Origin of the sequence: Streptomyces sp. UG1 (genome assembly GCF_049974585.1) — a bacterium.
GTDB lineage: Bacteria > Actinomycetota > Actinomycetes > Streptomycetales > Streptomycetaceae > Streptomyces.
This window is the reverse complement of record NZ_JBNGGG010000032.1, coordinates 132,241-152,950: the sequence shown is the minus strand read 5'-3', so window position 1 is coordinate 152,950 and position 20,710 is coordinate 132,241. Positions and strand designations below refer to the sequence as shown.

At 71.7% G+C, this 20,710-nt stretch carries 22 protein-coding genes; 4 read left to right on the top strand and 18 right to left on the bottom strand.

The genetic code is table 11. The annotated features are described in order from the left end of the window. Positions 1 to 95: 95 nt before the first annotated feature. The 12 genes from ACP4J3_RS32335 to ACP4J3_RS32280 form a co-directional block, all read right to left on the bottom strand. Complete coding sequence (locus tag ACP4J3_RS32335) at positions 96 to 1,196, bottom strand: aliphatic sulfonate ABC transporter substrate-binding protein (RefSeq protein ID WP_426539695.1); 1,101 nt, start codon at positions 1,194 to 1,196, stop codon at positions 96 to 98. 187 nt (positions 1,197 to 1,383) lie between these two features. After that, a complete protein-coding gene (locus ACP4J3_RS32330) occupies positions 1,384 to 2,718 on the bottom strand; it encodes a sulfate adenylyltransferase subunit 1 (RefSeq protein ID WP_426539693.1) in 1,335 nt (444 codons plus the stop codon). Between the two features lie 2 nt (positions 2,719 to 2,720). Continuing rightward, positions 2,721 to 3,656 (bottom strand): sulfate adenylyltransferase subunit CysD, encoded by a 936-nt coding sequence (gene cysD, locus ACP4J3_RS32325; protein ID WP_426539691.1) that lies wholly within the window; start codon positions 3,654 to 3,656, stop codon positions 2,721 to 2,723. Further along, positions 3,653 to 4,189, bottom strand: coding sequence for an adenylyl-sulfate kinase (gene cysC, locus ACP4J3_RS32320; RefSeq protein ID WP_426539690.1), 537 nt, complete (start codon positions 4,187 to 4,189; stop codon positions 3,653 to 3,655). The genes cysD and cysC overlap by 4 nt, the downstream gene beginning before the upstream one ends. Before the next feature lie 35 nt (positions 4,190 to 4,224). Further along, a complete protein-coding gene (locus ACP4J3_RS32315; RefSeq protein WP_426539689.1) occupies positions 4,225 to 4,935 on the bottom strand; it encodes a phosphoadenylyl-sulfate reductase in 711 nt (236 codons plus the stop codon). Next, positions 4,932 to 5,111: a hypothetical protein gene (locus ACP4J3_RS32310; protein ID WP_426539688.1), complete on the bottom strand. Its 180-nt coding sequence runs from the start codon at positions 5,109 to 5,111 to the stop codon at positions 4,932 to 4,934. Before ACP4J3_RS32310 ends, ACP4J3_RS32315 begins: the two co-directional genes overlap by 4 nt. Beyond that, the gene (locus ACP4J3_RS32305; RefSeq protein WP_426539687.1) at positions 5,108 to 6,805 is read right to left on the bottom strand and encodes a nitrite/sulfite reductase; all 1,698 of its coding nucleotides are present in this window, start codon (positions 6,803 to 6,805) and stop codon (positions 5,108 to 5,110) included. The genes ACP4J3_RS32310 and ACP4J3_RS32305 overlap by 4 nt, the downstream gene beginning before the upstream one ends. Before the next feature lie 127 nt (positions 6,806 to 6,932). Then, the gene (locus ACP4J3_RS32300) at positions 6,933 to 7,016 is read right to left on the bottom strand and encodes a putative leader peptide (RefSeq protein ID WP_310591794.1); all 84 of its coding nucleotides are present in this window, start codon (positions 7,014 to 7,016) and stop codon (positions 6,933 to 6,935) included. Positions 7,017 to 7,143: 127 nt separating this feature from the next. Then, positions 7,144 to 7,716, bottom strand: coding sequence for a GNAT family N-acetyltransferase (locus tag ACP4J3_RS32295; RefSeq protein ID WP_426539686.1), 573 nt, complete (start codon positions 7,714 to 7,716; stop codon positions 7,144 to 7,146). A 51-nt stretch (positions 7,717 to 7,767) separates the two neighbouring features. Further along, a complete protein-coding gene (locus ACP4J3_RS32290; protein WP_426539684.1) occupies positions 7,768 to 9,039 on the bottom strand; it encodes a hypothetical protein in 1,272 nt (423 codons plus the stop codon). Positions 9,040 to 9,184: 145 nt separating this feature from the next. After that, positions 9,185 to 10,474 (bottom strand): GAF domain-containing protein, encoded by a 1,290-nt coding sequence (locus ACP4J3_RS32285; RefSeq protein ID WP_426539683.1) that lies wholly within the window; start codon positions 10,472 to 10,474, stop codon positions 9,185 to 9,187. A gap of 236 nt (positions 10,475 to 10,710) precedes the next feature. Next, complete coding sequence (locus tag ACP4J3_RS32280) at positions 10,711 to 12,345, bottom strand: acyl-CoA dehydrogenase family protein (RefSeq protein WP_426539682.1); 1,635 nt, start codon at positions 12,343 to 12,345, stop codon at positions 10,711 to 10,713. A gap of 88 nt (positions 12,346 to 12,433) precedes the next feature. On the opposite strand from ACP4J3_RS32280, the gene ACP4J3_RS32275 reads away from it, so the two are divergent. Beyond that, entirely contained in the window at positions 12,434 to 13,585 is a 1,152-nt protein-coding gene (locus ACP4J3_RS32275) for a YihY/virulence factor BrkB family protein (RefSeq protein WP_426539680.1), read from the top strand. 5 nt (positions 13,586 to 13,590) lie between these two features. Here the strand turns inward: ACP4J3_RS32275 and ACP4J3_RS32270 are convergent, their stop codons facing one another. Then, positions 13,591 to 14,442: an NAD(P)H-binding protein gene (locus ACP4J3_RS32270; RefSeq protein ID WP_426539679.1), complete on the bottom strand. Its 852-nt coding sequence runs from the start codon at positions 14,440 to 14,442 to the stop codon at positions 13,591 to 13,593. Positions 14,443 to 14,522: 80 nt separating this feature from the next. Between ACP4J3_RS32270 and ACP4J3_RS32265 the strand changes: the two genes are divergently transcribed. Together ACP4J3_RS32265 and ACP4J3_RS32260 are read left to right on the top strand one after the other, a co-directional pair. Continuing rightward, complete coding sequence (locus ACP4J3_RS32265) at positions 14,523 to 15,467, top strand: AraC family transcriptional regulator (protein WP_426539678.1); 945 nt, start codon at positions 14,523 to 14,525, stop codon at positions 15,465 to 15,467. Positions 15,468 to 15,582: 115 nt separating this feature from the next. Further along, entirely contained in the window at positions 15,583 to 16,269 is a 687-nt protein-coding gene (locus tag ACP4J3_RS32260; protein ID WP_426539677.1) for a DUF6597 domain-containing transcriptional factor, read from the top strand. Here the strand turns inward: ACP4J3_RS32260 and ACP4J3_RS32255 are convergent. The 3 genes from ACP4J3_RS32255 to ACP4J3_RS32245 form a co-directional block, all read right to left on the bottom strand. Then, positions 16,252 to 16,653, bottom strand: a complete 402-nt coding sequence (locus ACP4J3_RS32255) for a VOC family protein (protein ID WP_426539675.1) — start codon at positions 16,651 to 16,653, stop codon at positions 16,252 to 16,254. The genes ACP4J3_RS32260 and ACP4J3_RS32255 overlap by 18 nt on opposite strands. Before the next feature lie 60 nt (positions 16,654 to 16,713). Beyond that, positions 16,714 to 17,346 carry a VOC family protein gene (locus ACP4J3_RS32250; RefSeq protein ID WP_426539674.1) on the bottom strand — a complete coding sequence of 211 codons (633 nt, stop codon included), beginning with the start codon at positions 17,344 to 17,346 and terminating at the stop codon, positions 16,714 to 16,716. Between the two features lie 65 nt (positions 17,347 to 17,411). Next, positions 17,412 to 18,434, bottom strand: a complete 1,023-nt coding sequence (locus tag ACP4J3_RS32245; protein ID WP_426539673.1) for a DUF5954 family protein — start codon at positions 18,432 to 18,434, stop codon at positions 17,412 to 17,414. Positions 18,435 to 18,589: 155 nt separating this feature from the next. Between ACP4J3_RS32245 and ACP4J3_RS32240 the strand changes: the two genes are divergently transcribed. Then, positions 18,590 to 19,237 carry a ThuA domain-containing protein gene (locus ACP4J3_RS32240; protein ID WP_426539672.1) on the top strand — a complete coding sequence of 216 codons (648 nt, stop codon included), beginning with the start codon at positions 18,590 to 18,592 and terminating at the stop codon, positions 19,235 to 19,237. Here ACP4J3_RS32240 and ACP4J3_RS32235 read toward each other — a convergent pair. Both ACP4J3_RS32235 and ACP4J3_RS32230 read right to left on the bottom strand, forming a co-directional pair. Beyond that, positions 19,234 to 20,388, bottom strand: coding sequence for a ferritin-like domain-containing protein (locus tag ACP4J3_RS32235; RefSeq protein ID WP_426539671.1), 1,155 nt, complete (start codon positions 20,386 to 20,388; stop codon positions 19,234 to 19,236). The genes ACP4J3_RS32240 and ACP4J3_RS32235 overlap by 4 nt on opposite strands. A 173-nt stretch (positions 20,389 to 20,561) precedes the next feature. Further along, positions 20,562 to 20,693, bottom strand: coding sequence for a hypothetical protein (locus tag ACP4J3_RS32230; RefSeq protein WP_426539670.1), 132 nt, complete (start codon positions 20,691 to 20,693; stop codon positions 20,562 to 20,564). Positions 20,694 to 20,710: the final 17 nt, after the last annotated feature.

Here is a 20,710-nt window from a genome sequence, read left to right as displayed (position 1 = left end):
ATGCGGGCGGCGTGCCGGGCGGACACGTCCGTGTCGGCGGCCTTGGCGAGGGCGGTTGCCATGGTCGTCACCTCCTGAGAAGTCTGCGAATGGGGCTACTTGACGCCGAGACCGGCGTCGTCGACCGCGGGTTCGCCCTCGGCCTTGAGGACCTTGTTCAGCGGGGCCAGGTCGTAGATGCCGTTGAGATCGGGCTGTTCCAGCAGTCCCGCCTTGACCGCGTGCTCCGCCTCGGTGTTCAGCGTGGCCGCCAGCGGGTCGTCCGTGACCTGGAAGGACTTCCAGGCGGGGTCGATGACGTCGGCGGGCAGCGGCTTGCCGGTGTCGGCTTTCAACTGCGCGTTCGCCGCGGCCTTCGCCTTGTCCGGGTTGGCCTCGATCCACCGGTTGGTCTTCACCGAGGCGCGCAGCACGGCCTCCACGGCCTGCGGATGCTCCTTGAGGAAGCTCTGCGACACGACGACGTTCGTGATCACGAACTTCTTGTCCGGCCACAGGTCGGCCTCGTCGAGCAGCACCTTCGCACCCTCGGCGACCAGCTTCGACGCCGTCGGCTCGGGCACCCAGGCGCCGTCGATCGAACCGGACTTGTAGGCGTCCGGGGCGATCTTGTTGTCCGTACGGACGACGGAGACGTCCCCCTTGCCGCTCTCCGCGTCGACCTTCCAGCCCTGCTCGGCGGCCCAGTTGAGGAACGCCACGTCCTGGGTGTTGCCGAGCTGCGGCGTGGCGATCCTCTTGCCCTTGACGTCCTTCAGGGACTTGATCTTCTTCGGGTTCACGACCAGCTTCACGCCACCCGACGCCGAACCGGAGATGATCCGCAGATTCTTCCCGGCCGACTTGACGTAGCCGTTGATCGCGGGCGAGGGACCGATCCAGGCGATGTCGACGGACCCGGAGTTGAGCGCCTCGATCGCCGAGGGACCGGCGTTGAACGTGACGTACTTCGCCAGCGTGCCCCCCAGCTCCTTCTGGAACAGCTTCTCGTGCCGGCCGACCAGCGCGGTGGCGTGGGTGACGTTCCCGAAGTAGCCGATGCTCACCGAGTCCAGGCCGTCGACCTTGGCCGCCCCCGCGATGGCCTGCTCCTTGTTCTCCACCGCCTGGGAGCCGTAGCCGCAGGCGGTGAGGGCCAGCAGCGGCAGCGCGGCCAGGACGGCGAGCGTTTGTCGCGGGGCGGGAGTGGCAGGCACGGGAGGGTTCCTCTCGGTGGCCCGGCGCTCACGCCCTGCTTCAGGCGCGGCCGGGAGGACGGCAGATGGACGAAGGGCGGTTCAGCGCACACATCGCGGCACTCCGCCCTGTCCGCTGCCGAGGGCGCCGCTGCCGACGCGGCCGCCCTCCTTCGCGAACGTGGAGTAGACGTCGTGGGGCCTCATGTCAGAAGTCCCACCCGTCGTCCTCGGCCTCGTCCTTGACCGGCTCCGGCGAGGCGAACGACTCGCCGACCATGCCCGCGGTGAGCGTGGTGCCGTCGCTGGGGTCGATCAGGATGAACGATCCGGTGCGGCGCGAGTCGGCGTAGGAGTCGACCGGCAGCGGCTCGGCGGTGCGCACCTTCACCCGGCCGATGTCGTTGGCGACGAGCTGTCCCGGGTGCGGGTGCAGGGACAGGTCGTCGAGCGTGAGCCGGGACGGGATGTCCTTGACGATCGCCTTGACCGTGCGGGTGCCGTGCTTGAGCAGCACCCGGTGGCCCACGGTCAGCGGGGCGTCGGCGACATGGCAGACCGTGGCCTCGATGTCCTGCGTGGTCGCGGGCGCGTCCTTGGCCGGCACGATCAGGTCGCCGCGCGAGATGTCGATGTCGTCCTCGAGCAGGAGGGTCACCGACTGGGTGGTCCACGCGATCTCGACCGGTTCGCCCAGCAGGTCGATGCCGGAGATCTTCGAGGTACGGCCCGACGGCAGCACCGTCACCGACTCGCCGACGCGGAACGAGCCGGCGGCGATCTGGCCGGCGTAACCGCGGTAGTCCGGGTGCTCGGCGGTCTGCGGCCGGATCACGTACTGCACGGGCAGCCGGGCGTGGCAGTGGCTCAGGTCGTGGGTGACCGGGACCGTCTCCAGGTGCTCCAGGACGGTCGGGCCGCCGTACCAGTCCATGTTCGCGGACGGGTCCACCACGTTGTCACCGGCGAGCGCGGAGATCGGGATGGCGGTGACCTCGGGGACGCCCAGCTCGGTCGCGTACGCCGTGAACTCCTCGGCGATTGACGCGAAGACGGGCTCGGCGTAGTCGACGAGGTCCATCTTGTTGACCGCGAGGACGACGTGCGGCACCCGCAGCAGCGCGGCGATCGCGGCGTGCCGGCGGGTCTGCTCCACGACGCCGTTGCGGGCGTCGACCAGGATGACCGTCAGCTCGGCCGTCGAGGCGCCGGTGACCATGTTGCGGGTGTACTGCACATGGCCCGGGGTGTCGGCCAGGATGAACCGGCGCCGGGGCGTGGCGAAGTAGCGGTAGGCCACGTCGATCGTGATGCCCTGCTCGCGCTCGGCCCGCAGACCGTCCGTGAGCAGCGCGAGGTCCGGGGCCTCCTGGCCGCGGCTCAAGGAGGCGCGCTCCACGGCCTCCAGTTGGTCGGTGAGGACCGACTTGGAGTCGTGCAGCAGCCGGCCCACCAGGGTGGACTTGCCGTCGTCGACGGAGCCGGCGGTGGCGAACCGCAGCAGGGTGGTGGCCGAGAGCTCCTCGGTCGTGATCGTGCTCATGCTTAGAAGTACCCCTCGCGCTTGCGGTCTTCCATCGCGGCCTCGGAGAGCTTGTCGTCGGCGCGGGTGGCGCCGCGCTCGGTCAGCCGGGACGCGGCGATCTCGGTGATGACCTGCGCCAGCGTCACGGCGTCCGAGTCGACGGCGCCGGTGCAGGACATGTCGCCGACGGTCCGGTAGCGCACGAGCCGCTTCTCGACACTCTCGCCGTCCTTCGGGCCGCCCCAGTCACCGGCGGTCAGCCACATGCCGCTGCGCTGGAACACCTCGCGCTCGTGCGCGAAGTAGATCTGCGGCAGCTCGATGCCCTCGCGGTCGATGTACTGCCACACGTCCAGCTCGGTCCAGTTGGACAGCGGGAACACGCGCACGTGCTCGCCGGGTGCGTGCCGGCCGTTGTAGAGGTTCCACAGCTCGGGCCGCTGGCGGCGCGGGTCCCACTGGGAGAACTCGTCGCGCAGCGAGAACACGCGCTCCTTGGCCCGCGCCTTCTCCTCGTCCCGGCGCCCGCCGCCGAAGACCGCGTCGAACTTCTCGCTCTGGATCTTCTCCGTCAGCGGCAGCGTCTGCAGCGGGTTGCGGGTGCCGTCCGGGCGCTCCTTGAGCACCCCGCGGTCGATGTAGTCCTGCACGGACGCGACATGCAGCCGCAGGCCGTGCTTGTCGACCGTGCGGTCCCGGTACTCGATGACCTCGGGGAAGTTGTGCCCGGTGTCCACGTGCAGCAGCGAGAAGGGGATCGCGGCGGGGGCGAACGCCTTCAGCGCGAGGTGCAGCATGACGATGGAGTCCTTGCCGCCGGAGAACAGGATCACCGGCCGCTCGAACTCGCCCGCGACCTCGCGGAAGATGTGCACCGCCTCGGACTCCAGCGCGTCCAGGTGCGAGAGGGCGTACGGGGAGTCCGTGCCCTCCTCCGGCGCGGCGACGGTCGTCATGCCAGTCCCCTTTCGGTGAGCAGGGCGTACACGGACGCCGCGGACTCCTGCACGGTCTGGTTCTGGGACTCGATGCGAAGATCGGGCGACTCGGGGGCCTCGTACGGGTCGTCGACCCCGGTCAGTCCGGTCAGCTCGCCCGAGGCCTGCTTGGCGTACAGACCCTTCACATCGCGGACGGAGCACACCTCGACCGGCGTGGCCACATGGATCTCCAGGTACGGCGCCCCGCTCTCCTGGTGACGCTTGCGCACCGCGTCCCGGCTGTCGGCGTAGGGCGCGATCACCGGGACGAGCGCCTTGACGCCGTTGCGGGCGAGCAGTTCGGCCAGGAAGCCGATGCGCTGCACGTTGGTGTGCCGGTCCTCGCGGCTGAAGCCGAGGCCCGCCGAGATGAACTCGCGGATCTCGTCGCCGTCGAGCACCTCGACGCGGTGGCCCTCGTCGCGGAGCCGGTCGGCCAGCTCGTAGGCGATGGTGGTCTTGCCGGCGCTCGGCAGACCCGTGAGCCAGACGGTGGCTCCGCTCGTCACGTGGTTCTCCAAGGTCGCTGAGGAATCGTTCATGGTCAGCCGTGCAGCCCGCACTCGGTCTTGGCGCGTCCGGCCCAGCGGCCGGCGCGCGCGTCCTCGCCTGCGAGGACGCGGCGGGTGCAGGGGGCGCAGCCGACGGAGGCGTAGCCGTCCATCAGGAGCGGGTTGGTCAGGACACCGTGCTCGGCGACGTAGGTGTCCACGTCGTCCTGGGTCCAGCGGGCGATCGGGGAGATCTTCACCTTCTGCCGCTTCTCGTCCCAGCCGACGACCGGGGTGTTCGCCCGGGTCGGGGACTCGTCGCGGCGCAGGCCGGTCGCCCAGGCCACATAGCTCTTGAGCCCGCGCTCCAGCGGCTCGACCTTGCGCAGCCTGCAGCACAGGTCGGGGTCGCGGTCGTGCAGCCTGGGGCCGTACTGGGCGTCCTGCTCGGCGACCGTCTGCAGCGGGGTCAGCGTGATGACGTTGACGTCCATCACCGCCTCGACCGCGTCGCGGGTGCCGATGGTCTCCTCGAAGTGGTAGCCGGTGTCGAGGAACACGACGTCCACGCCGGGCATCGCGCGGGAGGCGAGGTGGGCGACCACCGCGTCCTCCATCGACGAGGTCACGCAGAAGCGCTTGCCGAAGGTGTCGGCCGCCCACTGGAGGATCTCCAGCGCGGAGGCGTCCTCCAGGTCACGGCCCGCCTGCTCGGCGAGCGCTTTGAGATCGTCGGTCGGGCGCTCTTCCTGAATCGCGGTCATATCCCGTTCCCCCCTGCGTCGTTGGGCTGAAGGCCCCGGGCGAGCAGCCCGAGGAACTTCAACTGGAATGCGCGGTTGCACGCCGCGCATTCCCATGCGCCATGACCCTGCTCGCTGGGCCGGAGGTCCTCGTCGCCGCAGTAGGGGCAGTAGAAGGGGGCGGCCCGCTCGCTCATGAGAGGGCCTCCTCGGAGGCGCGCGCCGCCCAGGTGGCGAACCGCTCGCCGTCCTCGCGCTCGGCCTGGAACCGCTTCAGGACGCGCTCGACGTAGTCGGGCAGCTCCTCGGAGGTGACCTTCAGACCACGCACCTTGCGCCCGAATCCGGCCTCCAGGCCGAGCGCGCCGCCCAGGTGCACCTGGAAGCCCTCGACCTGCTCGCCCTGGTCGTTGAGGACGAGCTGGCCCTTGAGACCGATGTCCGCGACCTGGATACGGGCGCAGGCGTTCGGGCAGCCGTTGATGTTGATGGTGATCGGCTCGTCGAAGTCGGGGATACGGCGCTCCAGCTCGTCGATGAGCTGGGAGCCGCGCGCCTTGGTCTCGACGATGGCGAGCTTGCAGTACTCGATGCCGGTGCAGGCCATGGTGCCGCGCCGGAAGGGGGAGGGCTTGGTGGTCAGGTCCAGGGCCTCCAAGGCCTCGGCCAGGGACTCGACCTGCGCCTCCTCGACGTCGAGGATGATCATCTTCTGCTCGACGGTGGTACGGACGCGGCCCGAGCCGTGCGCCTCCGCCAGCTCGGCGATCTTCGTCAGGGTGGTGCCGTCCACGCGGCCGACGCGCGGGGCGAACCCGACGTAGAAACGGCCGTCCTGCTGCCGGTGCACACCCACGTGGTCGCGCCAGCGCTCCACGGGCTGGGCGGGCGCCGGGCCGTCGATCAGCTTGCGCTTGAGGTACTCGTCCTCGAGGACCTGCCGAAACTTTTCCGCGCCCCAGTCGGCGACGAGGAACTTCAGGCGGGCGCGGGTGCGCAGACGGCGGTAGCCGTAGTCACGGAAGATCGAGATGACGCCTTCGTAGACGTCCGGGACCTCGTCCAGCGGCACCCAGGCGCCGAGCCGGACGCCGATCTTGGGGTTCGTGGACAGGCCGCCGCCGACCCACAGGTCGAAACCGGGGCCGTGCTCGGGGTGGTTCACGCCGACGAACGCGACGTCGTTGATCTCGTGCGCCACGTCCAGGAGCGGCGAGCCGGAGATCGCGGACTTGAACTTGCGGGGCAGGTTGGAGAACGCCTTGTTGCCGACGATCCGGCGCTGGATCTCCTCGATGGCCGGAGTGCCGTCGATGATCTCGTCCGCGGCGATCCCGGCGACGGGCGAGCCGAGGACGACGCGGGGCGTGTCACCGCAGGCCTCGGTGGTGGACAGGCCGACGGCCTCCAGCCGCTCCCAGATCTCCGGCACGTCCTCGATCCGGATCCAGTGGTACTGGACGTTCTGCCGGTCGGTGATGTCGGCGGTGCCGCGCGCGAACTCCTGCGAGATCTCGCCGATCACCCTCAGCTGCCGCGTGGTCAGCCGACCGCCGTCGATGCGCACCCGCAGCATGAAGTAGGAGTCGTCCAGCTCCTCCGGCTCCAGGATGGCGGTCTTGCCGCCGTCGATCCCGGGCTTGCGCTGGGTGTAGAGCCCCCACCAGCGCATCCGGCCGCGAAGATCGTTGGGGTCGATGGAGTCGAAGCCGCGCTTGGAGTAGATCGTCTCAATGCGTGTCCGCACATTGAGACCGTCATCGTCCTTCTTGAACTGTTCGTTGCCGTTGAGCGGGGTGAAGTGCCCCGCGGCCCACTGACCCTCACCGCGGTGACGGCTCACCTTGCGGCGGGGAGTCGCGGCGGCGGGCTTCTGCGGGGTGGCGGCCATGGTTGATACGTCCTTCGGGACAGGCGGAAAGCGGCTCTTACCTGCGCATACGGGCGCATGGGCATAGGTGCGCGTCGTTGCGCGGAATGAAGCGGAAAAGAGGGAGATGTCGGGCGCTGCGGGACGGTCAGCGCGCCGGACAGATGGCGCTGGACATGCGGCCGAGGTCGACGTGCCGCCGACTCACCAAGGCAATTCCAGTTCCAGACATGACGGAAGCGTGTCACGGCGATCTGGACAGAGTCCAGCTTTGTCCATCATGCGGACACCCCTGTCCCGAAGAGCGAGACAAGGGTGTCGTCGGTCACATGGCCCGGACAGTCCTGTTTCTGCCCAGGTCAGGCTGGGTACGCCCCCGGCCACGGCCCGGACGTGGCCGTCTCGGCCTCCTCCTCGACCTTGGTGTCGAAGAGCTTGAAGCCACGGCGCTGGTAGTTGGCCATCGCGTGCTCGCCGTCCTTGCTGCATGTGTGCAGCCATACCCGCTTGGTGTCGGTCAGCCCCGGCCAGCGGTCCGCGAGATCCCAGGCGCGGGCGGTGCCGTACGACAGCAGGTGCCCGCCGATCCGCCGCCCCCGGAAGGCCGGGAGCAGCCCGAAGTGGAGGATCTCCACGACCCCGTCGTCCTGCGGCTCCAGCTCCACATATCCCGCGGGGGTGCCCCGGTCGTAGGCCACCCAGGTCTCCACGCCCGGCCGCTCCAGATGCTCCTGCCACTGCGCGTACGTCCAGCCGAGCAGGTCGGTCCAACGGACGTCCCCGCCCACCGAGGTGTACAGGTAGCGGCTGAACTCGGGCGAGGGCACCTCGGAGCGGACGATCCTCACCTCTCCTCGCGGGGCCTCGGCCGGCAGGAGGTCGGTGGGGGAGGTCTGTTCCAGGGACCAGGTGGTTACGGCGATGTTGGGCATGTCGGTCAGGGAATCATCCGGATGGCCGATCTGTCGATCGTGTCCAACCGCTCAGCCAAGCGCCGAATCGATCGAACCCAACGGCAGGGCGAACAGCATCCGGTCCGACTGTGACCAGACCTCGCCGGTCGCCTCCCAGTACGACAGCGGGCCGACCCGGGTGCCCCAGCACCTGGGGGCCTCCTGCTCGCCGCAGCGGGTCGCCTCGGCGCCGTCGGTGTCCTGGCGCCACAGGCTGCCGTGCCGGTCGGTGCTGCCCGGGGCGCGGCCCACGTACCAGTGGGACCGGTGCGACAGGACACCCGCGATGCCGGAGGCCTCCGTCTCGTACGCCTCGACCACGGGCGCGACCCCGGTGGCGCCGGTGGCCAGCAGGCCGGGGCGGGCCGGGTCCCTGTCGAAGCCGTAGCGCCACAGGCGGGCCGGACGGTCGCTGTCGGCGGCCGTCCACTCGCTGGCGACCAGGCTGTCGGGCGCCGTGCTGCGGTCCAGGGAGATGCCCCCGACGCGGGGAGCGGCACTGCCGCCGGTCAGACGGTACGAGCCGACGGCCGGCAGCACGAAGCGGTAGCCGTGGGCCGACCAGCCCTTCCCGACGCGGCCCACCGCGGCGCTGTCGACCGTGGTGCGCTGGACGCGGTTCATGTCGTACACGTACAGCCCGTCGGCGGCGGTGACCAGCAGCTTGTCCTGGTACCAGACCATGCCCGACAGACGGGAGGACAGGGCGCGGTAGTTCCGCCCGCCGTCCACCGGGATGACGAGCAGCGCCGACGCGTACCTGAGGTGGGCCGGATCGTTCGCGTCGACGAAGGCGAGCCGCGCCAGGCCCCTGGCGGCGGAGCCCTGGCTCCAGCCGGAGAGGATCACCCGATTGTCGTTCCACCAGCCGTCGTCGTCGGCGTCACCCGAGCTGGTGACGGCCCCCGCCCGCCAGGACGCGGTGTCGGCGGCGTCCCAGCAGTACGCGCGCGTGGCGGCCGGCGCGACCGGCAGCGCCGTGCGCTCGGTCGCCGTACAGCCGTTCGCCCCGCGCAGGCTCCGGTCGGCGCTCTCCAGGACGGCGCCGACACCGACCGGCTTGCCCATGCCGGCGGCGAGTTCGTCGAGGGTGGCCTGCGGGACCAGCCGCTCCTTCAGCCGGAGCGCGTCGGTCTCGGCGGCCCTGGTGAGCGGTTCGAGCGCCCCGGGGTCGTCGCCGACCGTGGCCTGTGAGGCGCTGATCATCGTGGCGGCGGCGGTGAGTGCGAGGGCGGTGCCGGCGAGAAACGCGCGAACGGCACGGCCCTGCTTGCGTCGACGGTGTCTGCCGCGGTGCTTCATCAAACCTCCCGAGGCGAGCCAACTGCGGCTATTGGTCCGTGCGTTGACCAAAGGAGCAGGTGGGGTGGCCCGTACAGGGATGCTACGGCAGTCGGGCACGCTTGCGGACTAAGACCCTGCAAATATGCGGAAATACGGAGCCGGCTCAGGGCGAGTCGGCCGAGATCCGCCCCCGCACCACCGCGGGCGCCGTCGAATGCGGCAGCAGCTCGCGCGGGTCGTCCGGCAACAGCAACTCGACCTCCGCGTCCTCGCGGAAGCGGTACGGCCGGTGCTCCAGGAACGCCCCGAAATAGCGCCGTACCCGGGACATCTCGGCGCGCACCGTCACCGTACGGCCCGCGTCGCCGAACATGTCCTCGGCCAGCCCCGCCGCGCTGCGACCGGTGCGGTGCAGGGCCAGCAGATAGAGCAACTCGGCGTGCCGGGGACTGAGTTCATGACTCCAGGCGCCCGCGTCGCCGGACACCGTCACCGACCAGCGGCGCGGCCGCGTCAGATCCAGCACGATCCGCGTCGCCCCGGGCGGCACCGGCTCGTCGCCGGCCCGCAGCAGCCAGCCGCCCGCCAGCGGCTCCACCGCGCACAGCCCCAGCGACGGCAGCCACCGCCGGCCCGGCGACAGCTCCTCGGGCAGCGCGATCCGGTTCGTGTACGGCATCCCGGTCACCGCGGCCGTCCAGCCGTGCCGGTCCACCACCAGGGCCCGCCCGGTCAGCCGCGCCAGCACCGGCGACGCCACCGCGCGCAGCCGCTCCAGGGAGGCCAGATGCACCTCCCGCAGCCGGGCCTCGGCGAGCTTGGCCACCGAGTCGACCCAGGCGAGCGTGGCCGGGTGCATGGTCTCCAGCGGCCCGCTGACGTCGACCACACCGAGCAGCCGGCCGTCCCGGGGGTCGGTGATGGGGGCGCCGGTGCAGGTCCAGGAGGTCTGCGAGCGCTGGAAGTGCTCGGAGGCGAAGACCTGCACGGGACGGCGCACCACCGCCGGGGTGCCCAGGCCGTTGGTGCCCACGACGCTTTCCCGCCAGTCGGCGCCGAGCGCCAGGCCGAGGCCGTCGGCCCTGCGCAGCACCGAGGAGTTGCCCTCCCGCCACAGCACCCGGCCCTCGTCGTCGGCGACGACCATGATGTGGTGGGCCACGTCGGCGACCGACAGCAGCCCCTCGCGCAGCACCGGCATCACCTGGCGCAGCGTGGTCGACTCCCGGCGCCGCTGCACCTCCTCGCGGGACAGCGGCACGGAGCGGACGTCGTGGTCCGGGTCGACCCCGCTGCGCAGCAGGCGCTCCCAGGACTGCTCGATCACCGGGCGCGGCGCGACGGGCGCGCGCTGTCCGGAGAGCCTGGCAGTGCGGACCTCGCTGAGTACTCGCGCGGCCCGCGCCGAGTCCACGGCGGCGAGCTGCGTCACGTCCGTCGGCGAGAGCGCCAAGGGTCCTCCCGGCAGAAGAGGTCTCGTCCTGACCGTGCGTGCTGACTGTGTCTCATTGTGCGTGTCTCAATAGTGTGTGCGTTGCAACCCCTTGCAACCCTGGTGGATCGCCCTGGCCTGATTGAAACTTGAGCGACGCCGTCCCGAGCGGCGTTCGCGGCCTCGAACGGGCCATGTGCGGGGGTGGTGCCGTGTCGGCGCAGCACCACCCCCGTGCCACGTTCGCGCAGGCCGGTTCAGGCCTGCGGCCTGGACCGGTCCACCACCGACGCCAGGTTCAGGGTCGACGGCAGTGTCCCGAAGGCCGCGCCCCCGTCGCCGCCCAGCCGGGCGGCGCAGAACGCGTCGGCGACCTCCGATGGCGCGAACCGGACGAGCAGCGAGCCCTGCAACACCAGCGCGAGGCGCTCGGTCAGGCGCCGGGCGCGGGCCTCGATGCCCTCCAGATCGGCCAGTTCGGTCAGCAGGCCCTTGATCGCCGCGTCCAGCCGGTGATCGGCGCCGCGGGCCAGGCCGACCTCCCGCAGATACGCGTCCAGCGCCGCGGGCTCGCGCCGCAACGCCCGCAGCACGTCCAGCGCCTGGACGTTGCCCGCGCCCTCCCAGATCGAGTTCAGCGGCGACTCGCGCACCAGGCGCGGCATCCCGGACTCCTCGACGTAGCCGTTGCCGCCCAGGCACTCGGACGCCTCCACGGTCACCGGCGTACACCGCTTGGTCACCCAGTACTTGGCGGCCGGCACCGCGATCCGCAGCAGCGCCCGCTCCTGCTCGCCGTCGTCGTCGTAGGCCGCCGCGAGCCGCAGCGCGAGCGTGGTCGCCGCCTCCGACTCGACGGCCAGGTCGGCCAGCACGTTGCGCATCAGCGGCAGGTCGACGAGCCGGTCGCCGGACACCGCGCGGTGGTCGCAGTGGTGGACCGCCTGCGCCACCGCCTGCCGCATCAGCCCCGCCGAGCCGAGCACACAGTCGAGCCGGGTCGCCGCCACCATGTCGATGATGGTGCGCACCCCGCGCCCCTCCTGACCGACCCGGCGCGCCCACGTGCCGTCGAACTCGACCTCGGCGGAGGCGTTCGACCGGTTGCCCAGCTTGTCCTTCAGCCGCTGGATCAGGAACGGGTTGCGGCCGCCGTCCTCCAGCACCCGCGGCACCAGGAAGCACGTGAGCCCGTCCGGTGCCTGCGCGAGCACCAGGAAACCGTCCGACATCGGAGCCGAGCAGAACCACTTGTGCCCGGTCAGCAGATACGTCCCGGCCTCGGCGAGCGGGGTGGCGGCCGTCGTGTTGGCCCGTACGTCGCTGCCGCCCTGCTTCTCCGTCATGCCCATCCCGAACAGCGCCCCGGCCTTCTGCCCGGCCGGCCGCAGGCCCTGGTCGTAGATCATGGACGTCAGCCGCGGCTCCCACTCGGCGGCGAGGCCCGGGTCCGTGCGCAGCGCCGGGACCGCGGCGTGGGTCATGGACAGCGGGCAGCCGTTGCCGGCCTCGACCTGTGTCCACATCAGGAAGGCCGCCGCCCGCCGCACATGTCCGCCCGGCCGTACCCAGGCCGCGGTCAGGCCCGCCGCGATGCCCTTGCCGAGCAGCCGGTGCCAGGACGGATGGAAGTCGACCTCGTCGATGCGATGGCCGTAGCGGTCGTGCGTCCGCAGCCGCGGCGGGTTCTCGTTCGCCAGTGCCCCCCACTCCTGCGCCTGCGCCGATCCACAGGTCCGCCCGAAGGCGGACAGCTCCTCGCGGGCCTCGTCCAGGGCCTCAGGGGCGAGATGCCGCTCGACGGCCGCGGTCAGGGCCAGGTCGGCGGTGTAGACGTCGTAGCCGACCAGGGGCGGGGGCTGGTTGGTCACGGTGTGGGTGCTGCCTGCCATGGCTGTGAACCTATCCCTGAGGAGGGCCGTGACCTCCACCCTGACACGGCGGGTGAGTGCCGCCGCGCACGGCGGATACCTTTAGGTCGTGCAGCCAGCAAGTGAATCGTCCCCCCAGCCGTCCTCCGGTCGTCTCCACCGGGCGCGTGTCCTCTACAGGAACGTCTCCAAGCGCCGGACAGCCTGGCTGTTGCTCAAGGACACGGTGAACTCGTGCATCGAGTACCGCATCCTGGGCCTCGCGGCCGAGGCCGCGTTCTTCACGCTGCTGTCCGTGCCACCGCTGCTGCTCAGCATGATCGGCCTTCTCGGCTACGTGGACGACTGGACCGGAACCGACACGATCTCCAGCCTGGAGACCAACCTCCTGGAAGCCTCGCGCACCGTCCTGTCCGACAAGGGAGTGCGCCAGATCGCCCAGCCGATCCTGGACGACGTGATGAAGGGCGGCCGTCCCGACGTCATCTCCGTCGGTTTCCTGTTCGCCGTGTGGTCGGGGTCGCGGGCGGTGAACGTCTTCATAGACACGATCACCGTGATGTACGGCCTCGACGGCGTCCGCGGCATCGTCAAGACCCGGCTGGTGGCGTTCGCCCTGTTCATCGCCGCGCTGCTGATCGGCTCGGTGGCGCTGCCGCTGATGGTGGCCGGGCCGGACGCGGTGGTGCGGATCGTGCCGTGGTCGGAGACCCTGGTGCAGGTCCTGTACTGGCCGGTCGTGATCGTCCTGTCCATCGCGTTCCTGACCACGCTGTACCACGTGTCCGTGCCGGTGCGCTCACCCTGGATCGAGGACGTGCCCGGCGCGCTTGTGGCCCTCGGCATGTGGGTGCTGGGCAGCTTCCTGCTGCGCATCTACCTCCAGAACACGGTCGAGGGCGCGACGATCTACGGCTCCCTCGCCGCCGCGGTCGCCGTGCTGCTGTGGATCGGCGTGTCCGCGTTCGCCGTGCTCGTCGGGGCCGCGGTCAACGCCGCGATCGACCGGGTCTGGCCGGCCGCCGCGACGGCCGCGGCCCGCGCCGCGAACGAGCGGATGCGCGAGGCCCAGGTCGCCGAGTACGTGGCCCGCACGGCCGCGGCCCACGAGCAGGACCCCGAGGACCCGGACATGCCGTCGGAGTTCCCCGAGCGGTGGACCCGCTTCCTGCCGCCGGAGGACGTGACGTCGAGGCTGCGCACCCATGTGAAGAGCACGCACCACCCCCCGCACAAGCCGGAGGACCAGGGCGGGGCCTGAGGGGCTCAGGCTTTCCACGCCCCCGCCGCCGCGGCCTCCCGCACGAAGTCGGCGAAGTCGCGCGGCGTGCGTCCCAGGACCTCCTGGACGTCGTGCGTGACATGGGCGTTGCGGCCGTCCATGAGGGTCTCGAAGACCTCCACCAGCAGCTCGACCTCCTCCGGCGGGACGCCGAACCCCGCCAGGGTCTCGCCGTACGAGCGCGCCGGAACCGGGGTGTACGTGATCGCGCCACCGATGGCCGCCGAGATCTCCGCGACCGCCTCCCGCCAGGACAGCAGCCGCGGCCCGGTCAGCTCCAGCGTCCGCCCCACATAACGGTCCCCGGACGTCAGCACCGCCGTCACCACGTCCGCGATGTCCCGCACATCGACGAACGGCTCTCGCACCTCGCCCGCCGGGAAGACCAGCTCCCCGTGGACCAGCCCCGCCACCAGCGGCCCCTCGCTGAAGTTCTGCGAGAACCACGTGGCCCGTACGATCGTCCAATTGGCGCCGGACGACTTCAGCGCCTCCTCGGTCGGCAACGCCTGGTCCTCACCCCGGGCCGACAGCAGCACCAGCCGCCGCACCCCGAGCCCGACCGCCTCCCGCGCGAGCGCGCCGACGCCCTCGGCCGCCGCCGGGGAGCCCACGTCGGACGGGTACATCAGATACGCCGCGTCCGCGCCGCGCAGCACCCGCGCCCAGGTCGTCGGGTCCTCCCAGTCGAATCCGCGCGCCCGGGACGCCGCCCGCACCGTGAGCCCCGCGTCGCGCGCCGCCTGCGCCAGCCGGCTCCCGGTACGACCCGAGGCACCGGTCACCACCACCGTCATCCGCTGTGTGTTCGCCTTCTCGGCCGCGTTCTCGGTCATGCCTCAAGTCAACGGTCGCGCGCCCCAACGGCCCATCGCTGAACGGCTCATTCCCATGCGCGGGCGTCTACGCTGGCGCCATGGACGCTCTCGCAGGCCTTCTGGAGGGTCCCCGCGCACGTGGCGCCTTCATGATCCGCGCGTGTTTCGAGCCGCCCTGGTCCATCCGCATCGAGGACCGCGCCCCGCTGACCGTCATGGTCATGGTCCGCGGCGACGCCTGGGTGATCCCCGACCGGGGCAGCCGCATCCGGCTGCGCCCCGGCGACCTCGCCATCGCCCGCGGCCCCGACCCCTACACCTGCGCCGACGACCCCGGCACCGCGCCCCAGGCGCTGATCCTGCCGGGCGCCGAGTGCCGCTACCCCGACGGACGGGCCCTGAACGGCTCGATGGACCTGGGCGTGCGCACCTGGGGCGACCGGCTCGACGGCTCGACCGTGATGCTGATCGGCACCTATCTGTGGGAGGGCGAGATCAGCGGCCGGCTGCTGAAGGCGCTGCCGCCGCTGCTGACGCTTCCGTCCGACGTGTGGAACTGCCCGCTCACCCCGTATCTGATGGACGAGATCGTCCGCGACGAACCCGGCCAGGAAGTCGTTCTGGACCGACTGCTCGACCTGCTGGTCATCGCCGCGCTCCGGGCCTGGTTCTCCCGCCCGGAGGCGGCGGCACCGGCATGGTACGCGGCGCTCGCCGACCCCGTGGTCGGCCGGGTGCTGCGGCTCGTCCAGGACGATCCGGCCCATCCCTGGACGGTGGCCTCGCTGGCGGCGAAGGCCGGGGTGTCGCGGGCCGCGCTGGCCCGGCGGTTCACCGAACTGGTGGGGGAGCCGCCGATGACGTACCTCACGGGCTGGCGGATGGCACTGGCGGCGGATGCGCTGCGGGACACCGACGACACGCTGGAGGCGATCGCGCGGAGGGTGGGGTATGGGGGTGCGTTTGCTCTGTCCGGTGCGTTCAAGAGGGTTTATGGGGTGAGTCCGCGGGAGTATCGGGGGGTGGGGCGGGGTTCGCCGTAAGGGTGCGGGTTGAGTGCGGGCTGCGGGTTCGTTGTGGTTGCTCGCGCCCACGCGGCGGAGCCGCATATCGACACAGCCCCGCGCCCCTATGGCGTTGCGGCGTAGCCTCGCTGATATGTACGCGGAGTGGGCGTCAAGGCTGCCCGGTGCCGTCGTGTGGACGAACAGCCCTGGTGATCCCGGCACGGGGCGTGTTCTGCCCGACGGATGCATGGATCTGCTCTGGCACGACGGGCGGCTGCTCGTCGCCGGGCCCGATACCCGGGCGTACGTCACCGGGGGTGAGCCGAGTACGTGGATCGGCGTTCGCTTCTATCCCGGTACCGCTCCCGCCTTTCTGGGTGTCCCGGCGCACGAGATACGGGATCTGCGGGTCGAGCTCGCCGAGCTGTGGCCGGCGTCGGAGGTGCGGCGGCTGTCCCGTCGCATTGAGGCCGCCGGTGATCCTGTCACCGCCCTGGAGGACGTGGCGCTGGAGCGGGCCGCCGAAGCGGTGGCGCCCGACCCGGCGCTGCGGCAGGTCGTCGCCGCCCTCGACGCCGGGCGCTCCGTCGCCGCCACAGCCGACGAACTCGGCCTCGGCGCCCGGCAGTTGCACCGGCGTTCCCTGACCGCCTTCGGCTACGGACCCAAGACGCTGGCCCGGATCCTGCGGCTGCAACGGGCGCTGGCGCTGGCGCGGGGCGGTGCCGGCCTCGCGGACACGGCCGTGCGGGCCGGGTTCGCCGACCAGGCCCATCTGGCGCGGGACGTCAAGGAGCTGGCGGGGCTGCCGCTCGGTGAGCTACTCGGCCGGCCCTAGGGGTGCGAACAGGTCGACGCCGTTGCCGTCCGGGTCGTGCACGGTCGCGTACCGCTGGCCCCAGTCGGCGTCCCACGGCTTGAGCCCGCCCTGATGGCCGGCGGCCACCAGCTCCTCGTACACCGTGTCCACCTCACCCGGATCCGCGCACCGGAACGCCAGCGAGGCCCTGCCGCCACCCGTGGGCGGCTCGAAGTCCGGGACGAAGGACCGCACGCCCGCCTCCGTGTCGAACAACAGGCGCAGCCCGCCCGGCAGTTCGCCCTCGGCGTGCGGACCGTTCTCGCAGCCGTCGGGGAAGGCGACGCCCAGGCGGCGGTAGAAGGCGACGGAGGCGGCCATGTCGGAGACGACGAGGCCGATGGCATCGAATCGTGGAGTCATGCGGCCAACGTAGGCAGCCGGGCGCAGGCGGGTCTTGAAGGAATCGGACACCCGGGGCCGTCAGTCGAAGGTCACCGGGCCCAGCGGGGTGGCCACCGTGAAGGAGATGCCCACGGGGCCCGTCGTGAGGTCCAGGTCCGTGTCGAGGGCCGCCAGCAGGGGGCGGATCTCCTCCGGGTCGGGGGCGCTCGCGGACAGGGACAGCAGAGGGGTGGCGGGCAGGCCGGAGGCGGTGGGGTGGACCGTGTCGCTCCAGTCGATGAGGAACGGGACGAGGCCGGAGGGGTGGGCGTCGTCGCCGTCGGTGAGGCGCCACCGGAGCAGGGTGCCGTCGGGTCTGCGGCGGCTCATCGACTGCGCCGGGCCGGGGTCGTAGCCCCGGGCGCGGGCGGCCGCGATGGCCGCGTCCATGTCGGGCGGGCGGATCGCCCAGGTGACCGTGCGCGCGGCGGTGACCCCGTCGACGTCGAAGGGGCGGGGCCGGCCGGGCGCGGACTGCTCGGGGTCCGGGCCGATGATCTCCAGGTAGCTGGTGCCGCCCAGCGACACCAGGTGGTTACGGGTGCCGAGCCCGATGTGCACGCCGCCGAGGGCGGGGGTCACTCCGGTGCGCCGGGCGAAGTCGGCGACCGTGGCGGCCAGGTCGGGGGTCGCCAGGACGAGATGATCGAGATGCGCGGGGATGGCGTTCATCGCAGCCGAGGCTACGCAGGGCGGCCCGAGTTTTGGAACACCTGCGCGCCGGGACGGGTGGCCGGTCACGCGTCGAAGACGACGGTGCCGTCGGGGAGCAGCGTCGGATGGATCTTCATGGGGCCGTACTCGTCCACGTCCGAGGGACGCGGGGTCTCCGGGCCGTCGGGGCCCATGCGCAGCATGCGCTCGACCCGGCAGACCCGGAACACCCGGCCCGCCACCCGGGCCTCGTCGGCGCGCTCCAGCGCCCGGAACTCCTCGGCCGCCTTCGCGTACACGGCCGTCTTCGCCTCGTCGAACCGGTACAGCATGGGCCACATCTCGGCCAGCGCGTCGTACAGCACCCGCCGGGCGTCGTGCGGGGTGGCCTGAACGGCGAGGGACGGCTCCCAGCCGGTGCGCTCGCGTTCGACCACGCCGAAGCAGGTGGGCAGCAGCACGACGTCCGGATGGGAGCGCACCGCCCGCTCCGAATCGCCGCGCACGGCGGAGGGGAACCGCGCGCCCCGGTACGCGAAGCCGCGCAGCCAGGCCCGCAGGGCGCCCGCCATCGGGCCGCCCGCCGCGCGGTCGGCGTCGAGGACGAGGTCCAGGTCGGGGGAGGGGGTGTGGTCGGCGCGGACGTTCCAGGTCCGTTCGGCCGGCTCCGGGTCGGTGGGCCGGGGCGGCTCCAGGCCGTGGTCGTCGCAGCGCGCGAACTCCTCGCCGCGCACGATCCGGTACCGCACCCCGCACGCCTCCACCTCGTTCACCGGCTCACGGCTCAACCGGTCCACGGCGGCGAGGAGTTCGGCGCGTACGCCGGGATCGTCGGTGTCGTCCTTCGCGCGGAACCACAGGTGGGTGTTGAGCGAGTCCCGGCACATCTGCGGCATCCCGTTCACGACCGGCTTCAGCACCCGCCACTCGGGCCCCACCGCGGGATCCCGCACGGCGACCCCGAACACCGGCCCGCGCAGGGCGAACCCGGGATACCTGAGCGAGGCGTCCACCGCGTCGGCCTCCCGCACCCAGGCGGCGGGGTCGTCACGGCGGACCAACTCCTCGTGGAGCGCATGGATCTGTTGCTGCCAGTCATGGGTCATGCACGGATTGTCGCGAGGGCGCGGTCACGCGCAGGGGTGAACGGACCCAACCGCGCTCGTTGTTGGACGCCGCTGTTCGCCGGGTCGGCGGGCCGAAACTTTCGGATCACCGGGACGAGTGTGCCGTACACACGGGCTGACCTAGGCTCATTCGCATGCCTGTACGACTCCTCGTCCACACCCGCACCACCGCCTACCGGCACGACTCCATCCCGGCCGGCGTCGAAGCGCTGCGCACCGTCGGCGGCTTCGAGGTGGACCACACCGAGGACCCCCGAGCATTCGAAGGGCCCCTCGACGGATACGCGGCCGTCGTCTTCCTCTCCACCAGCGGCGAGGTCCTCACCCCCGCCGGGCGCGAGCGGCTGGCCGCGTACGTCGAGGCGGGCGGTGGCTTCGCCGGGGTGCACGCGGCGGCCTGCACCGAGTACGACTGGCCGTACTACGGCGAACTGCTGGGCGCCCGGTTCGACCGGCACCCCGACCACCAGCCGGGCAAGGCGATCGTCGAGGACCACGAGCACCCGGTCACCCGGCACCTGCCCGCCGTATGGGACTTCGTCGACGAGTGGTACGACTTCCGCACCAACCCGCGTGCCGAGGTACGGGTGCTGGCCTGTGCCGACGAGTCGTCGTACGACGGAGGCGGCATGGGCGCGGACCACCCGCTGGTGTGGTGCCGCGAACAGGGCGCGGGCCGCGTCTTCTACACGGCACTCGGCCACGCCGCGGAGGCCTACGAGGACCCGGACTTCCGGGCCCATCTCCGCGGCGGGATCGACTGGGCGGCGCAGGCGGGCTAGACACCGTCCCGCGTGCCGGGCCTGCGCAGGGCGTGGAACTGGGGGCCGTAGGTGCTGCGGGTGTTGGGGATGGTGGTCTCCATCAGCTCCACGGCGGGGTGCTCCAGGCCGCGCATGGTGTGGATGCCCGCCCCCAGCGCGCGGTGGCCGCCGCCCGCCCAGGCCGCGTCGAGGGAGTCCAGCACCGTGCTGTACATGGCGTCGAAGCGGAACAGGAGCCCTGCGACATGGGCCGGCGGGTTGCGCCAGCCGCCGGCCGGGACGGGGGCCATGGGCCGTACGTCGGGGAAGGGCACGGGCCCACCGACGTACCGCCAGCCGTCGGCGGTCCGGCGCAGCTCCCGGCCGTGGTAGATCTCGCCGAAGGCGTAGTAGTGCGCCGGACGGTCGTCCGAGAAGGTGTCGAGCGGGGAGCTGTCGGTGCCCTCGCCCTGCTCCCTGATGATCTCGATGGCGTGCTCGACGTCGTCGAGGCCGCGCACCGGCCGCAGTTCGTCGGAGTCGATGTGCTGGGTCACCTGGGCCCGCGTCGACAGCTCAGGGCGCACGGTGCGGAACGCCCGGAGCATGCCCTCGTAGAACTCCCCGACGGTGGGGGAGGCCGCGTTGCGGGCGAGCGATTCCTCGGGGGCCTCGATCGCCATCATCACATCGCGTACGAAGGGCCTGGTCAGGCCGGAGAGGTAGACGGTCACCCCGGCCCGCACCCCGCCCGGCAGCGGGCCCGGAAACACCGGCGCGGCGGCCTTGATCCGCGGCCTGCCGCCCACGGCCGTGAGCAGGTTGCAGACGATGCCCAGGTGGTACATCTCGTCGCCGACGATGCGCCGCAGCATCCGCGCGACCTCGCCGCGGTGGTCTTTGACGGACCACCAGCCGCACAAGTACGGCGGGATGGTGGCGAGTTCGAGCCCCACGGCGACCTGAAGGGCGGACCTGAGCCACTCGACGCCCCGGCCGTCCGCGGGAACGGCCATCAGCCGCGCCACGGACCCGAGGCCGGCCGCGGCGGCCGGTGCGCCCGCCGCCGGTGCGGCGGCCTGCGCCGTACCGGCGACCGCGACCGGCGTTCCGGCCGCCACCGCGGCCGAGGCCAGGAAACTCCTGCGCTTGAAGGGGGCAACCGTCGGCTCGTCCGGCTCTTCGCTCATACCCGTCAACCTCGCCTCAGTTCATGGAGACGGGGCCCCGCGCCGGCTCGACGCGCCGCGCCCGTGACCCCTCCGACAGAGCGCGAAGCTAGCAGCGATCACCGCCGCCACCAGGGCATACGTGCCGAGCGGCGCGGCGACCACCCTGTCGGTCCAACGCGGCGATCATTGGGTTACGCCATGGATGCCACAGGGCGGCCGCTGCGGGCGAAGGAGTTCCAGAGCTGGATGAGTACACGCATGATCAGCGCTTCGAGCAGGGCGATCGCCACGTTGGCGAGGGCGGAGGTGAGGATGTGCGGCATGGGGAGCCGCCTTTCTC

Bases quoted from the DNA above. Each gene is read 5' to 3' on its own strand.
- ACP4J3_RS32330 (WP_426539693.1), bottom strand. From the start codon at position 2,718: ATGAGCACGATCACGACCGAGGAGCTCTCGGCCACCACCCTGCTGCGG.
- cysD (WP_426539691.1), bottom strand. From the start codon at position 3,656: ATGACGACCGTCGCCGCGCCGGAGGAGGGCACGGACTCCCCGTACGCC.
- ACP4J3_RS32315 (WP_426539689.1), bottom strand. From the start codon at position 4,935: ATGACCGCGATTCAGGAAGAGCGCCCGACCGACGATCTCAAAGCGCTC.
- ACP4J3_RS32310 (WP_426539688.1), bottom strand. From the start codon at position 5,111: ATGAGCGAGCGGGCCGCCCCCTTCTACTGCCCCTACTGCGGCGACGAG.
- ACP4J3_RS32305 (WP_426539687.1), bottom strand. From the start codon at position 6,805: ATGGCCGCCACCCCGCAGAAGCCCGCCGCCGCGACTCCCCGCCGCAAG.
- ACP4J3_RS32300 (WP_310591794.1), bottom strand. From the start codon at position 7,016: ATGTCTGGAACTGGAATTGCCTTGGTGAGTCGGCGGCACGTCGACCTC.
- ACP4J3_RS32295 (WP_426539686.1), bottom strand. From the start codon at position 7,716: ATGCCCAACATCGCCGTAACCACCTGGTCCCTGGAACAGACCTCCCCC.
- ACP4J3_RS32290 (WP_426539684.1), bottom strand. From the start codon at position 9,039: ATGAAGCACCGCGGCAGACACCGTCGACGCAAGCAGGGCCGTGCCGTT.
- ACP4J3_RS32280 (WP_426539682.1), bottom strand. From the start codon at position 12,345: ATGGCAGGCAGCACCCACACCGTGACCAACCAGCCCCCGCCCCTGGTC.
- ACP4J3_RS32270 (WP_426539679.1), bottom strand. From the start codon at position 14,442: ATGACCGAGAACGCGGCCGAGAAGGCGAACACACAGCGGATGACGGTG.
- ACP4J3_RS32265 (WP_426539678.1), top strand. From the start codon at position 14,523: ATGGACGCTCTCGCAGGCCTTCTGGAGGGTCCCCGCGCACGTGGCGCC.
- ACP4J3_RS32260 (WP_426539677.1), top strand. From the start codon at position 15,583: ATGTACGCGGAGTGGGCGTCAAGGCTGCCCGGTGCCGTCGTGTGGACG.
- ACP4J3_RS32255 (WP_426539675.1), bottom strand. From the start codon at position 16,653: ATGACTCCACGATTCGATGCCATCGGCCTCGTCGTCTCCGACATGGCC.
- ACP4J3_RS32250 (WP_426539674.1), bottom strand. From the start codon at position 17,346: ATGAACGCCATCCCCGCGCATCTCGATCATCTCGTCCTGGCGACCCCC.
- ACP4J3_RS32245 (WP_426539673.1), bottom strand. From the start codon at position 18,434: ATGACCCATGACTGGCAGCAACAGATCCATGCGCTCCACGAGGAGTTG.
- ACP4J3_RS32240 (WP_426539672.1), top strand. From the start codon at position 18,590: ATGCCTGTACGACTCCTCGTCCACACCCGCACCACCGCCTACCGGCAC.
- ACP4J3_RS32235 (WP_426539671.1), bottom strand. From the start codon at position 20,388: ATGAGCGAAGAGCCGGACGAGCCGACGGTTGCCCCCTTCAAGCGCAGG.
- ACP4J3_RS32230 (WP_426539670.1), bottom strand. From the start codon at position 20,693: ATGCCGCACATCCTCACCTCCGCCCTCGCCAACGTGGCGATCGCCCTG.